Source organism: Shewanella sp. MF05913, from assembly GCF_059758095.1.
Genome location: NZ_JCAYNT010000017.1, coordinates 1 through 13,430 on the forward strand (window position 1 = coordinate 1; position 13,430 = coordinate 13,430).

Annotated in this window: 15 protein-coding genes; 5 read left to right on the top strand and 10 right to left on the bottom strand. The window is 42.5% G+C overall.

All coding sequences use genetic code 11. The annotated features are described in order from the left end of the window. Window positions 1–450: 450 nt before the first annotated feature. Both AC19MV_RS17210 and AC19MV_RS17215 read left to right on the top strand, forming a co-directional pair. The gene (locus tag AC19MV_RS17210; protein WP_432403245.1) at window positions 451–996 is read left to right on the top strand and encodes a gamma carbonic anhydrase family protein; all 546 of its coding nucleotides are present in this window, start codon (window positions 451–453) and stop codon (window positions 994–996) included. A gap of 282 nt (window positions 997–1,278) precedes the next feature. Beyond that, a complete protein-coding gene (locus AC19MV_RS17215) occupies window positions 1,279–2,424 on the top strand; it encodes a sensor domain-containing diguanylate cyclase (RefSeq protein ID WP_498309109.1) in 1,146 nt (381 codons plus the stop codon). A gap of 113 nt (window positions 2,425–2,537) precedes the next feature. Here AC19MV_RS17215 and AC19MV_RS17220 read toward each other — a convergent pair whose 3' ends face one another. From AC19MV_RS17220 to AC19MV_RS17235, 4 genes are read right to left on the bottom strand one after another with little or no spacing between them, the layout of a single operon-like run. Next, the gene (locus tag AC19MV_RS17220; protein ID WP_498309111.1) at window positions 2,538–2,795 is read right to left on the bottom strand and encodes a DUF1488 family protein; all 258 of its coding nucleotides are present in this window, start codon (window positions 2,793–2,795) and stop codon (window positions 2,538–2,540) included. After that, entirely contained in the window at window positions 2,795–3,628 is an 834-nt protein-coding gene (aroE, locus tag AC19MV_RS17225) for a shikimate dehydrogenase (protein WP_498309113.1), read from the bottom strand. Before aroE ends, AC19MV_RS17220 begins: the two co-directional genes overlap by 1 nt. A gap of 56 nt (window positions 3,629–3,684) precedes the next feature. Then, window positions 3,685–4,941, bottom strand: a complete 1,257-nt coding sequence (locus AC19MV_RS17230; protein WP_498309115.1) for an amidohydrolase family protein — start codon at window positions 4,939–4,941, stop codon at window positions 3,685–3,687. Window positions 4,942–4,955: 14 nt separating this feature from the next. Beyond that, window positions 4,956–6,335 (bottom strand): amidohydrolase, encoded by a 1,380-nt coding sequence (locus tag AC19MV_RS17235; RefSeq protein ID WP_432403259.1) that lies wholly within the window; start codon window positions 6,333–6,335, stop codon window positions 4,956–4,958. A gap of 171 nt (window positions 6,336–6,506) precedes the next feature. On the opposite strand from AC19MV_RS17235, the gene AC19MV_RS17240 reads away from it, so the two are divergent. Further along, window positions 6,507–6,941, top strand: coding sequence for a group II truncated hemoglobin (locus AC19MV_RS17240; RefSeq protein WP_498309117.1), 435 nt, complete (start codon window positions 6,507–6,509; stop codon window positions 6,939–6,941). Between the two features lie 41 nt (window positions 6,942–6,982). Here the strand turns inward: AC19MV_RS17240 and hemF are convergent, their stop codons facing one another. From hemF to AC19MV_RS17270, 6 genes are all read right to left on the bottom strand, one after another. Then, entirely contained in the window at window positions 6,983–7,915 is a 933-nt protein-coding gene (gene hemF, locus AC19MV_RS17245; protein WP_498309119.1) for an oxygen-dependent coproporphyrinogen oxidase, read from the bottom strand. A 4-nt stretch (window positions 7,916–7,919) separates the two neighbouring features. Continuing rightward, window positions 7,920–8,486: an L-threonylcarbamoyladenylate synthase type 1 TsaC gene (gene tsaC / locus AC19MV_RS17250; RefSeq protein ID WP_498309121.1), complete on the bottom strand. Its 567-nt coding sequence runs from the start codon at window positions 8,484–8,486 to the stop codon at window positions 7,920–7,922. A gap of 39 nt (window positions 8,487–8,525) precedes the next feature. Beyond that, window positions 8,526–9,089, bottom strand: a complete 564-nt coding sequence (locus AC19MV_RS17255) for a DNA topoisomerase family protein (RefSeq protein ID WP_498309123.1) — start codon at window positions 9,087–9,089, stop codon at window positions 8,526–8,528. Between the two features lie 59 nt (window positions 9,090–9,148). Further along, complete coding sequence (locus AC19MV_RS17260) at window positions 9,149–9,622, bottom strand: DUF494 family protein (protein ID WP_432403269.1); 474 nt, start codon at window positions 9,620–9,622, stop codon at window positions 9,149–9,151. A 2-nt stretch (window positions 9,623–9,624) separates the two neighbouring features. Continuing rightward, the gene (gene dprA / locus AC19MV_RS17265) at window positions 9,625–10,641 is read right to left on the bottom strand and encodes a DNA-processing protein DprA (protein ID WP_498309125.1); all 1,017 of its coding nucleotides are present in this window, start codon (window positions 10,639–10,641) and stop codon (window positions 9,625–9,627) included. 83 nt (window positions 10,642–10,724) lie between these two features. Further along, a complete protein-coding gene (locus AC19MV_RS17270) occupies window positions 10,725–11,831 on the bottom strand; it encodes a LysM peptidoglycan-binding domain-containing protein (RefSeq protein WP_498309127.1) in 1,107 nt (368 codons plus the stop codon). Window positions 11,832–11,957: 126 nt separating this feature from the next. Here AC19MV_RS17270 and def point away from each other — a divergent pair, with 126 nt between their 5' ends. Both def and fmt read left to right on the top strand, forming a co-directional pair. Beyond that, window positions 11,958–12,464 (top strand): peptide deformylase, encoded by a 507-nt coding sequence (def, locus tag AC19MV_RS17275; RefSeq protein ID WP_498299304.1) that lies wholly within the window; start codon window positions 11,958–11,960, stop codon window positions 12,462–12,464. An 8-nt stretch (window positions 12,465–12,472) separates the two neighbouring features. Continuing rightward, the gene (fmt, locus tag AC19MV_RS17280) at window positions 12,473–13,429 is read left to right on the top strand and encodes a methionyl-tRNA formyltransferase (protein WP_498309129.1); all 957 of its coding nucleotides are present in this window, start codon (window positions 12,473–12,475) and stop codon (window positions 13,427–13,429) included. Window position 13,430: the final 1 nt, after the last annotated feature.

Consider the following 13,430-nt stretch of genomic DNA (forward strand, 5'->3'; position numbering starts at 1 on the left):
AGTTTAAATTTTTTGATTGCCTACATTCCGAAGAACAAGAAGACAATTTCGAATAACTCAATACCTGTGAATGTCCACACAGATTTCTTGTTTAGATTGTTAAAGAGCGTACTAATACCAAAAGAATCAATCTTTCGCTTAGTGGCCGTTGACGCTAGGTCCTTGGCTTGGGCTGCGTATTTTACGCTTTCCCGTGTCGGCGTCAAGTGTTTTTTCAAACTTTCTTTTCGCCTTGAACTCAGTGTTAATAACCACTTCATTCAACCTAACCCGGTGACCGCTTTCGCTGTCTGCCGTGTCAGTGGATGCGCATTATAGGCACCATGAGATTTAGTGCAACCCCTTTTTTTAGGTTATTTATCTTTTTTGACTTGTTTGCGGTTAATTTAGCCTGACCAGCTAGTTTTTAAGCATTATACTGTCAAAAACCATGAATATATAAGGATTGTTATGTCTACGAATGTAAGAACTTACCAAGGAATACACCCTGATTTAGCTGATAGTGTCTATGTTGATGAGTCGGCTGTGCTTGTGGGTGATATAAAATTAGATCATGACGCGAGTGTTTGGCCACTTGTTGCCGCTCGTGGAGACGTGAATAAGATCCGCATTGGTAAACGTAGCAATGTTCAAGATGGCAGCATATTACATGTTACTCGAAAATCTGCTGCTAACCCTGAAGGTCATCCATTGATTATTGGTGACGATGTAACGATTGGCCATAAGGCAATGCTGCATGGCTGTAAGATTGGTCATCGGGTTTTAATTGGAATGGGCGCAATATTACTTGATGGTGCAATAGTAGAAGATGATGTCATTGTGGGTGCGGGGTCATTAGTGCCGCCCAATAAAGTATTACAGAGCGGCTTCTTATATGTAGGCAGTCCCTGCAAGCAAGCTAGACCATTAACAGAGGCAGAACGTGCTTTCTTACCCCAGTCTGCTGATAATTATGTACGGCTGAAAAATGAGTATCTAGTGGACTTACAGCAATAGAGTTAGTTTTGTTCATCGAAATGGGCTATTTCTTCTGTGCCCATTTCACATTTACCTTGTTAAAATTGTTTACTAGTTGACAGTTATGACTATTGTGCTTGATTAAACTCAATTGCTTTATATGATAGTTAGCCTAGGATTGAATACTTATCCTCTTTCAGGGTTTACTTATATAAAGTTAATTACTCTCATTTCGTCTATATTTAAGTGACCTTACTAAAGCAGAATACTGTTTAGGTGTTTTAAATCCCGTACTGAAGATTTTTGAACAAGGATGATTAGGTGTACCCAAAAAATCGACAGCAAAATTTACGCAAATCGCACAGTGATATTACGCAGCATTTATTACTGCTGGTTATTCCATTGCTACTTATTAGCATTTTGACTTTTGTGTTCATTGATGCTGATAAAGCCTATTTATACTTATTGTTGATTTGCGCTGGCTACGTGACAAGTTATGCGATGACCTACTATGTACATAAGCAGAACATGTTGCGCCTTTGGCAACACTTAGATCAGGTGGTGCGAGTTAATGATACGACGTATGAGTTAGTTAATTTATCTAATCAGTACGATTCTGAAAAAGCCTTTTTAGATGCTTTACTGCAAAAAGCGGTAAATGCGATTGACGATGCTGAAATGGGTAGCATTATATTAGTGGATTATGTCGCTAACCGCTTACAGTTTGAGTCTGTTGTGGGTTTGAATATTGACACTCTGCGTAATATTAACTTTACCCTTGAAGAAACCTTTTTATATCGATTAACGAAAGGCCGTTTCGATAAAGCTGTTGTCATTAATAATATGCAAAACATTAATGCCAAAAGCACCCTGACAGAAGATGATCAATTTGTATTACTCAATGCGTCGTCAAAGCAAATTTGCTCTACTTTGTCGAGCCCGATCAGAATTGAGGGTGAACTGTATGGAATGATGAACCTAGACAGTAGCAAAATGGAGGCGTTTGGTGAATATGATATTAATCTCGTTAATATTCTTACCTCAGAGGCTGCGAATGCCATTTCCTTGTATCAAAAATCTAAAAAAATCGAAATCATGGCCAACTTCGACGGGTTAACGAATTTGTATAACCGCAAAAAATTCGATGCTGCTATTTTACAATGGAAACACGATGCAGCCTTAGCGAGCTATATTGTCATTTTAGATATGGATAATTTAAAACCATTGAATGATTTGCATGGCCATCAAGCTGGTGATGATGCCTTACTAGCCTTTGCCCAGTCACTAAAGTCGATGTGGCACCCAAACTTTTTAGTTGCGCGATATGGTGGAGATGAATTTGTTGCGCTATGCAGAGGTCCTATAGAGACTTTAGAGGCACAGATAAATCAATTACAACAAGACTTAGCTCTTCTTACGCCATCCATCCATTTTAGTTATGGCATAGCGCAATATCAACAAGACTAGCAAATGGCATTTAAGCAAGCTGATAGCAACATGTACCAGCAAAAGCGTTTAAAAAAACAAACCTCAATTGATTAAGCACTTTCTACTGGGCAAATGAGCAAGCGTTTAACTCTCTATTGAATTTCAATGTCACCTTTGTCGTTAAACGCTTCTTGCTCTATCAATGCTTCCGCTTTATCTTCTAGGTCGAAACGGCACCGTTCAAACAGGTTAACAACATTAGATGGATTCACCTCTTGTTGTTCACACAGCATGCTTATCGAGCTAAAACTTGCATAACAATTAATATTCACCCCTTGTTGCTGGGCGACAAATCTCACCTTATCAGCCTCGATAAATAATTGATCACTAAAAATGACACTTTGATTCATTAATCGACGACCTTTTGTGCTAATAATTCGCGAAGCTTACGCATTACGGGACCTTTATCTGGGTTAATACCTCGCCATAAGTTAAAACTCGCCGCAGCTTGCCCGACTAACATGCCTAAACCATCTGCGGTTTTGCGCGCATGCTGATCCTGAGCCCATTGATTAAACACTGTCGTTTGTTGGCTGTACGTCATGTCGTAACAGTCGGTAGTGTCATCAACGATAGTATCGGGTAATGAAATAAGCTGCCCAGATAAGCCGGCTGAGGTTGAGTTAATGACTAAATCAAATGGCGAAGTTAATTCTTCAATCGGTTTAGCGAAGAAGTTACCGTACTCATTGAATAATTTTTGTAGTTGTTCGGCTTTCTCGTGAGTGCGATTGCAAATAACCAACTGCGACACATTATGCTGCAAGATAGGTAAAATACAGCCCCTGGCTGCGCCACCAGCGCCCACCAGCAATACACGCTTACCTTTTAATGACCCAAATAGCATTTCAAGATCATTAACCAGACCAACCCCATCGGTATTGTCACCACCAATTTTACCATTAGGCAGGTTAAATAGGGTATTAACAGCACCTGCTAGCTTTGCCATTTCACTGAGTTCGTCGCACATGGCAAATGCTTGTTCTTTAAATGGCGCGGTGACATTAGCACCTTTACCACCATCAGCAAAAAAAGCCGTTAATGAAGCGTCAAATTGATCAATAGGTGCAAGAATAGCGTTATAGCTTAAATCTTGCTGAGTTTGCTTGGCAAACTCAGTATGTATAAATGGTGACTTACTTTGTGCTATTGGGTTACCAAATACGGCATACTTATCTGTCATTCGCTTTGTCTCTTCATTAACTATTTAGGACAACTTCCCACATATACAGTGAGAGGTTATCGGCTATATGCTTCAGGCATTTCCGTTTTCTGTAAGTAGCGATCACGAAGCTTGTCTTGACGACTGTCAGTGCTTTGCTCCTCACCTGCTATCCACATTTTTTGTACTTTACTACTGAATTCGAAAGGGTCGCCGCTCCATAAAACAATATCAGCTGGCTTGCCAACGGCAATTCGGCCAGAATCTAAATGAAAAATATCAGCAACATTTGACGTTACAGCAGCCATAGCATCATTGTAATCCATACCATTGGCAACCGCATTACCCGCACTATAACGTAATGCATAAATACTGTGGCTGTCGCCAGGCAAAGCGATGGCCACCCTTACGCCTGCTTTAGCAAGCTTACCTGCATTATTAAGCGAATTATGTAGCGAATCAAAACTTTCCGGTAAATTACGCATGCTGTCAATAACCACTGGGATATTTGCTTGCGCTAACTGATCTGCCACAAGGACGGCATCTGCAGCATTTATTAAAATAAGGTCAAGACCTAGGTTTTGCTTAAGCTTAATCAAATGCAAAATATCACTGGCACGGTCAACGTCGACAATTAATGGCTTTTCACCTGCGAGTACCGCGTTAATAATATCATCTTCATGACTAGGCTCTTCACTATCATCGTCAGCGGTTTTTTTCGCTTTACTCTTTTGAGACTGCGCTTTTTTAGCATCCTCAAGTTTATGGATTAATTGCTGCATTCCTGCTGCACGCGAGCCTTCTTCTGTCGCACCTAATGCAACAACTAATCCGGTGTTTGCGGCCAGAATACTGTCCCAATCACCACTTAAATCTACGCTAAATGTTTGTCCTGCAAAAATGCCTTCGCCACCGCCAGATGACACGACATTACGGGTTATCCCGCCTTTGCGAGCAAATGGCACCGTGGATGCTTTGGGGTTGTAAGCTAAACTAGGGTCAAAAACAACATCGGCTTCTTTTTCATATGCATCAAGTGACGATGCTACAGCACCAATTTCTACCAGCCCCAAATCATTCATACTCGCAATAAAGCCTGGCGTTAATATTGCCCCTTTAGCATCTATGACGGTATCGGCAGTCAGCGACGCCGGATTAATGGCTACAATAGTGCCATCTTCAATCACAACGGTTGCATCTGTTAGTACGCCTTGTTCTGTGGCGGTATGCACTGTGGCATGGATAATCGCTACGCTTTCAGCTTGAACAGCACAACTCAATGTTAGGCTGACCGATAAACTTAAAGCAAGTGCAGATTTTTTAAATAGTGTCATTGTCTTGCTCCTTATTACTGACCTAACATAAAGTCACTTTGTGCCTGATAGGCTGGGTCTTGGCGGTCATACACTTTTGCACCATCAATAAACACCTGATCAGCTTGGGCGTATACGCTAAACGGATTGGTATTCCATACCACCACATCTGCATTTTTACCCTTTTCGAGTGAACCGGTCTTATCGCTAATACCCAATGATTTTGCCGCATTAGCAGTAATCCAGCCAATGACATGCTCAGCCTTTAAGTCAAAGCCGTTAGCATTCGCGTTATTCATAATTTTTGCCGTTTCTTGATTAAGACGCTGAATGGTTACGCCAGAGTCTGAATGCACGACAGCACAAGCGTTTTTAACCGCATCGACTATGGCAACATTTTCAAGCACCATGTCATAAGCTTCTAATTTAAAGCCCCACCAATCTGGCCACATCGCGGCGCAATTACCATTTTCAGCCAATAAATCGGCAATTTTGTATGCTTCAACAGCATGATGGAATGTGCCAGCGTGATAACCGAACTCTTTCCCTAGGTCGATCATCATCGCCATTTCTTCAGCTTTGTAACAATGATTGTGAATTAAAATCTCACCTTCCAGCACACCTTTAAGAGTGTCTTTCATTAAATCACGTTCAGGGGCAACAGGATTTTTACCTGCGGCGTAATCAGCATCGTACTTGTCCCATGCGCGTTTATATTCAGTTGCTTGAATAAATGCGGTGCGGTAGCCCGCCATATTACCCATACGGGTCATCGGTAATTCATTACGACTACCGTAAAGGTTTTTAGGATTTTCACCACAGGCCATTTTTAATCCATATGGCGCGGCAGGGAACTTCATCGCTTGCATTGTCGTAGCTGGAACATTTTTGAGTGTGACTCCACGGCCACCAATCAAGTTGGCTGAGCCAGGTAAAATTTGTAACGTGGTAATGCCGCCTTCGCGAGCCCGATTAAAGCCCGGATCTTGTGGCCATACGCTGTGTTCAGCCCAAACTTCGGCCGTAACAGGGTTAGTCATTTCATTGCCATCATTATGAGATTCGGCATTGGGGCTTGGGTACACACCTAAATGCGAGTGCACATCGATAATACCTGGAGTAATCCATTTGCCTTTAGCGTCGACAACTACTGCACCTTCTGCAACTAACTGCTGCCCTACGGCACTGATTTTACCCTCTTTTATCAATACATCAGCGTCATCAATACGTTCACCGGTACCGGTTAATACTGTGGCATTTTTAAGTAACGTGGTTGAGTTCGGTAACGCATGGTAAGTGCTGGGATATGGATTTGCGTTGATGGTCACTTGCGGGTCTTGTTGTTCTGCTGGGCTACAACCGGCTATTGCGGTAGATAATGCCACAGCAACCAAAGAAGGCGTGAGTTTGGCCATTGGGGGTCTCCTTTCTTATTTTGCGACCAATTTAACCAAGTTAACGGTTGAAATACAGCGTAATCGTTAAATAATTGGTATCAAAACGTTAACAACTATATGTTCCTGCAATAGCAATGATTTCGATATGATTTTCGATATAATAGACCGACACTCCTCTACACAGACAATATGAACTGGTTACGTAAATTATTCACTAAGCCGCAAGCAAGCGATGATAGAGATGCGATGCAATCTAACGCCTACGATATTATTGGTGGCGATAAAGTGATCCGTGCGATAGCGCATGACTTCTATCAGCAAATGCAAACTCGGCCTGAAACTCAAAGCTTACTCGCCATGCATCGCTCGCCTATTGCTGATTCTGAACAAAAATTATATGAATTTTTAAGTGGTTGGCTTGGCGGACCGCAACTGTATCAACAGAAACATGGTCATCCTGCACTCCGAGCAAGGCATATGCCTTTTGCGATTGATGAGTCAATGCGAGATCAATGGTTAATATGTATGCGTGCAGCAATTCACAATTCAATAAAAAAGCCTGAACATCAACAAGTGATTATTCAGGCTATTTCGACCTTAGCTGACAATATGCGCAACAGATAATGACTAATGCTATATCGCTAACTCATGTTACTAACTCATAGTTAAGCTTGAGTTAACCAGTCTTGTGGCTTTAAGTAAACGTCGTACAGATCTGCTTCTGCGGTGCCTTCTTCTGGAGTAAATGCATATTCCCAGCGAACTAATGGCGGCATCGACATCAGTATTGATTCAGTGCGACCACCGGTTTGTAAGCCAAACAACGTGCCGCGATCATACACTAGGTTAAATTCGACATAACGGCCACGACGGTATAGCTGGAACTGACGTTCATCATCGCCATACTCTAATGCTTTGTTGCGTTCAACTATTGGTGCATAAGCTTCAATAAAACCATTACCGACCGCTTGCATAAACTCAAAGCTTCGCTCAAAACCAGGTTGATTTAAATCATCAAAAAATAAGCCGCCAACACCACGGGTTTCATTACGGTGCGGTAAAAAGAAGTATTCATCACACCATTTTTTGTACTTGGGATAAACATCTTCACCAAATGGATCACAAATATCTTTAGCCGTTTGATGCCAGCTCACCACATCTTCTTTAAACGGATAGTAAGGTGTTAAGTCAAATCCACCACCAAACCACCAAACGGGGTCAGCGCCTTCTTTACGGGCGATAAAAAAACGCACATTGGCATGCGTTGTTGGAATAAACGGGTTATTAGGGTGGATAACTAACGACACTCCCATAGCCTCAAAACTACGGCCAGCTAATTCTGGACGATGTGCAGTTGCGGATGCAGGCATCGCAGCACCCATCACATGTGAAAAGTTAACTCCTGCCTGTTCAAATACCTGCCCTTGTGTCATGACACGGCTAGTACCACCGCCACCTTCTTCACGCTCCCACGAGTCGGCTTTAAACGTTGCTTTACCGTCGAGCAGTTCTAAACGCTGACAAATATTTTGCTGAAGTGCCAACAGAAACGATTTAACTTGTTGTGCATCCGGCACCTGATGTTGGGTATTGGGCATGTTATTAACTTCCACTTCGAAGAATTTGACCACTGCGGGCATCAATAATGGTCGATGGCTGACGTTGCTCGCCAAGCTGACCTACAATTAATGCCTCAATTTTATCGCTAAAATCAGTGAGGATGTGTTGTGCATCGACCACAGGAGACTCTCCCGCTAAATTGGCGCTGGTCGATACTAATGGTTTATTCAGTGTGTCGCAAAGCTCACGCACAACTGGGTGAGCAGATACTCGCACTGCGATTGAATCAAACTCACCACATAATAACTTTGATACATGAGCCTTGATTGGCATCACAAATGTGAATGGCCCTGGCCATTTTGATTGCGCAAACTGCAACTGCGACTCGGTGAGCTGAGTAATATCAATGTAAGGCAATAGCTGCTCAAATGAGCTTGCCACTAAAATAAGGCCTTTTTGCCAAGGTCGTTGTTTTACTGCCAGTAATTTTGCGATGGCGGCATCATTATCAGGATCACACCCTAAACCAAACACAGCTTCTGTTGGGTAAGCTATTACGCCACCTTGTTGTATGGTGGTGGCGACAGCCGATGGCTGCAATTGCAACATTGGATTTCCTTTCATCAATTTAATGGTGGTGATAACGAATTAAAGCGCTCGCTTATATTTGCAGGATTTCTGCGGACATTCAAGACGGTTGCCAGCAGCACCTTTGCGTTCAACTAAAATACCAAAGCCACAATCTGGGCAAGGCTCATTATAAGGAGGATAGTTTACGATAAACTTGCACTTAGGGTAGGCACTGCAAGCAAAAAAAGTCTTACCATAGCGGCTGGTCCGAGATTCCAAATGGCCTTTATAGCATTGAGGGCATGCAATTTGTTCAGCTTCATTGCTGTGATCATGTTTTTCAATGTGGGTGCATTCTGGATAGTGTGTACAACCAATAAAAATACCAAAACGACCAGACTTCACTGCTAACTCATGGCCACATTTTGGACATTGTGAACCACTAATCACTTGTGTTTCTATCGACTCGTGTTGAACTAACGGCCGCGTGTAGTCGCAGGTTGGGTAATTATTACAACCGACAAAACTGCCATGCTTACTGTGTTTAACCGACAGCTCAGAACCACAAACAGGACAAAGTTCAAACTCTTTTTCCAGTGCATGCTCGTGGACAGTAAACAGCTGTTGATCAATTTTCGACATGGTGCTCTCAATGAATAATATTCTATAGATCTAAAAAAGGAGGCTAAGCCTCCTTTCTGTTATGAGTGTAAGCGCCCTTCTGGCTGCTCGAAGATTAAATCTTCCATTTGCTCGTAGGCTGACTCATTTCCTGGCACGTTAAATAATACCATTAATACCACCCATTTAAGATCTTCTAACACCAATGTTGGTTCGTCTAATTCCATTACACGGTCAATGACCATCTCACGGGTTTCAACACTGAGCACTTGAATCTGCTCTAAAAACAGTAAAAAGCCACGGCTCTCTACATCTAACTTAGCCATTTCCGCTTTGGTGTAAATACGGAATGAATGTTGCGCATGATTGCACAAGTATGGTTTATCGCTTTCTTGCAGATCAGCTAACTGCTCTAGCCAAGAAAGGGCTTTTATAATATCAACTTGATGAAAACCCGCTCGGGTTAACTCTTTCGTGAGTTCATCTTCATCAACTAATAGTTCAATTTCACTATGAACATAATTTTCAAATAAATACATGAGGATATCAAACATGGCTAACTCCTCTTTAGTCTGACGTAACCACCGGGCACTGCTGCAACCCACCCTTGTAACTCAAGTTCAAGCATTTGTATTAACACCAGATCTATTGGCTTCCCACTATCCTCAACCACAGCATCAATTGCTGTCGTTTCATAACCTACACTAGCTAACAGCGAAGGAAATGGCAAATCACAAAGGTCATTATCCCGTATATGGTGCCGTTGATGCAATTGTTCAAGGTGATAATCCGATAAACTCCCTAACTCTTCTATTATATCGGCTGCAGACTCAACAAGTTTTGCACCATTTTTGATTAAATCGTGACAGCCTTGGCTGTAACCGCCTAATACTGAACCTGGCACAGCAAACACTTCACGATTTTGCTCCATTGCTAACCGAGCACTAATTAATGAGCCACTTTTACGGCTAGCTTCGACAACAACAGTCCCTAAGCTTAAGCCACTCACAATACGATTACGTTTAGGAAAGTTACCCGCATAGGGTCCAATATGCGGCCAATACTCGCTCATTACACAACCAGAATGAATAATGTCGCGATACAACTGTTGATGTCGTTGAGGGTAAACGCGTTCAACACCAGTACCTAATACCGCCATCGTTGAACCATTCGCCGCCAAAGTGGCTTTGTGAGCCGCACCATCGATACCTGTAGCCATACCACTGGTAATGACAAAACCTTGACTCGCAAGGTTATAAGCTAGCTCAGCGGCAATGTCTAACCCACCACGAGAAGCATTACGACTGCCCACAATGGCAATACTTGGCATGACTAAAGATTCAATGTTCCCTTTAATAAATAGCACTAATGGTGCATCAGAAATTTGTTGTAGTAATGGTGGATAGAGTGGATCTGAGGGAGTTAAAATATAATGATTTGGCTGCGATTGCTGCCATGCTAACGCTTGTTCAACTTTATCAACGTCGATATGGCACTTGGCCAGCAGGTTTGCCGATAACGGCAATCCTTGAGGTTCAAACTCAAGACGTTGACGAAGTTCTTCAACGTCCATCTGAGTGAGTAATTGTTGAATCCGGGCGGGTCCTAACCCGGATACTGCACAAACAACGAGCCAGTCGACCAGTTTATCTGAAATTATTCACCTTTTAAGGTTAACGGCTCAGGCTTAACTAACTTGTCACCAACACGAGCAGGTCGTTCATTAAACATGATTAGGCCTAAACTGGTTTTATCGAACACTTTAAAGACCAGTAAATTACCATGAAAGATATCGGGCATTTTATGAATCGTGTCTTCAGAGAAGTGTGCGATCACTTTGTCGTAAGACGAGCGGTCTAGAGTACGAACAGGTAGGCCGTCGTTATTAATCGTAATATCTTCACCGTCGCGGTACATAGAGAATACATGCCCGGTTTCAACACCGTCTTCACTACCACGGTCAAGGTAAACCACATCTAACTTACCAGCCTCACGTATTTTGCCATTAATGGCAATAATCGCAGCGGGTACAGCAAGGTCAGCGGCTTTAGGCACAAAGTAGGCTGACATTAATGCTTCATCTTCTACTGGCACAACTTTAAAGCCGCCTTTAGTTTCACGTAAGCTACTTAATAACTCTACTTTTGATATTGGTCCAGATTCAATCACTCGGCCACTTGAGGCTAAAATCATCTCTTGGCCTAATAATGCATCACGCTCTAGCGAGAAAAACTCTTGGCCTTTTTCGTACATTGCCACTTTGAGCCCAAGTTCAAGCTGTGCATTAACATAAATAATATCACTCACCACATGGTGAATAGATGGGCTCTCACCGCTCATTACCATAGGTAAACTGGCAAAAAAAGCAGGATCAACCACGCGATTTTGGACTAAATAAGGTTGTATAAGCGCTAAATCGACCGCAGGAATAGGGCCATCTTTTGATGCTATTCGGCCTTCGGGGCTTTTTTTAATGTGCTGTTTCACCACTAATCGCGGTTGACCATCAATAAAAACCAATGTCAGTCTATCGCCAGGATATATTAGATGTGGATTAGCAATTTGTGGGTTCACGCCCCACAATTTAGGCCAACGCCATGGATCATTTAAAAAGTATCCAGAGATATCCCACAGCGTATCGCCTTTTTTAACGACATACGTGTCAGGATGCCCAGCCTTCAAAGTTAATGCATCAGCACTCACTCCAAAAATATTTAAAGATAAAAAAGCAAGTAAAAGTAAGCGTTTCATGGTGCGGTCCATGTTGTTTAGCTCTTTATTAGAGCTTTTTACTGTTATTGATAGGCGGTAAGGATTAAAATTACCCTTATCGCAACAGCCAGTATAGCTAACTGGCTGAAATTTGACAGACTTGTTAAGAGTTTATATATGCCAATATTAAATGTTTTACGATTTCCAGATGAGCGTTTACGCACCATTGCAGAGCCAGTGACAGATTTTGGGCCAGAACTACAAACCCAAATCGATAACATGTTAGAAACAATGTACGAAGAAAAAGGCATTGGCCTTGCGGCTACGCAAGTCGATTTCCATAAACAACTCATCGTCATGGACTTACAAGATGATGTTGAGCGCCCAACTATTTTCATCAATCCACAAATTACGAAAAGTAGTGGTGACTTTGCTAATGAAGAAGGTTGTTTATCCGTTCCTGGTATTTATGCCAAAGTGGATCGTGCTGAGTTTGTAACCCTAAAAGCCTTCGACCGTCACGGCAAAGAATTTACCGTTGAAGCCGACGAGCTGTTTTCAATTTGTATTCAACACGAAATGGACCACCTCAAAGGTAAGTTATTTGTTGACTACTTGTCACCACTTAAACGTCAGCGCATTAAAACTAAGCTTGAGAAAGAAGCCCGTTTAGCAACTAAATAGGAAACGATTTGAAACCGTTAAAAATTATCTTTGCCGGTACTCCGGATTTTGCCGCCAGACATTTACAGGCGCTGATCGATTCACAACATGAAGTGATTGCCGTTTACTCCCAACCAGACCGACCGGCTGGCCGCGGGAAAAAACTCACTGCAAGCCCCGTTAAAGTGTTGGCTCAAGAGCATAATATCGCCGTATTTCAACCTGCATCATTACGTAACGAAGCGGCGCAACAAGAATTAGCCAGCTTACAAGCCGACATCATGGTCGTGGTGGCATACGGATTAATTTTACCAAAGATAGTGCTTGATACACCAAAGTTAGGTTGCATCAATGTACACGGGTCAATATTACCGCGCTGGCGTGGAGCTGCGCCTATTCAGCGCGCATTATGGGCTGGCGACAATGAAACCGGCGTCACCATTATGCAAATGGATGTCGGCTTAGACACGGGTGACATGCTGCTAAAAACGCACTTACCAATAGAAGCAACCGACACCTCCGCAAGTCTTTATGAAAAACTAGCAGAACAAGGGCCAACCGCCTTAGTTGAAGCACTAACCGGGTTAAGCGAAGGTAACCTTCAAGCTGAAAAGCAAGATGAAAGCCTAGCAAACTATGCAGAAAAACTGTCTAAGGAAGAGGCGCGCCTTGATTGGCATAAAAGTGCCAAACAACTATGGCAAGAAATTAGAGCCTTTAACCCTTGGCCAGTCAGTTACTTTGAACACCAACAAAGCGTGATTAAAGTCTGGCAGGCAACCTACAATGCTCAAGCATGCTCGCAAGCCCCAGGCACGGTTATTGCCGCCACTAAGCAAGGTATTGAAGTAGCTACTGCTGATGGTTCATTAATCATTGAAACGATGCAATTACCCAACAAAAAACCACTTTATGTGGCAGATATTCTTAATGCTCGTGGTGATTGGTTTACTGCTGGTGTGTGTTTAAACCAAGAGGCTAACTAGC

Coding starts and splice junctions, on each gene's coding strand:
- AC19MV_RS17270 (WP_498309127.1), bottom strand. CDS start 11,831: ATGGACCGCACCATGAAACGCTTACTTTTACTTGCTTTTTTATCTTTA.
- hemF (WP_498309119.1), bottom strand. CDS start 7,915: ATGCCCAATACCCAACATCAGGTGCCGGATGCACAACAAGTTAAATCG.
- def (WP_498299304.1), top strand. CDS start 11,958: ATGCCAATATTAAATGTTTTACGATTTCCAGATGAGCGTTTACGCACC.
- AC19MV_RS17210 (WP_432403245.1), top strand. CDS start 451: ATGTCTACGAATGTAAGAACTTACCAAGGAATACACCCTGATTTAGCT.
- AC19MV_RS17260 (WP_432403269.1), bottom strand. CDS start 9,622: ATGTTTGATATCCTCATGTATTTATTTGAAAATTATGTTCATAGTGAA.
- AC19MV_RS17220 (WP_498309111.1), bottom strand. CDS start 2,795: ATGAATCAAAGTGTCATTTTTAGTGATCAATTATTTATCGAGGCTGAT.
- dprA (WP_498309125.1), bottom strand. CDS start 10,641: ATGGACGTTGAAGAACTTCGTCAACGTCTTGAGTTTGAACCTCAAGGA.
- aroE (WP_498309113.1), bottom strand. CDS start 3,628: ATGACAGATAAGTATGCCGTATTTGGTAACCCAATAGCACAAAGTAAG.
- AC19MV_RS17240 (WP_498309117.1), top strand. CDS start 6,507: ATGAACTGGTTACGTAAATTATTCACTAAGCCGCAAGCAAGCGATGAT.
- tsaC (WP_498309121.1), bottom strand. CDS start 8,486: ATGTTGCAATTGCAGCCATCGGCTGTCGCCACCACCATACAACAAGGT.
- AC19MV_RS17230 (WP_498309115.1), bottom strand. CDS start 4,941: ATGACACTATTTAAAAAATCTGCACTTGCTTTAAGTTTATCGGTCAGC.
- AC19MV_RS17235 (WP_432403259.1), bottom strand. CDS start 6,335: ATGGCCAAACTCACGCCTTCTTTGGTTGCTGTGGCATTATCTACCGCA.
- AC19MV_RS17255 (WP_498309123.1), bottom strand. CDS start 9,089: ATGTCGAAAATTGATCAACAGCTGTTTACTGTCCACGAGCATGCACTG.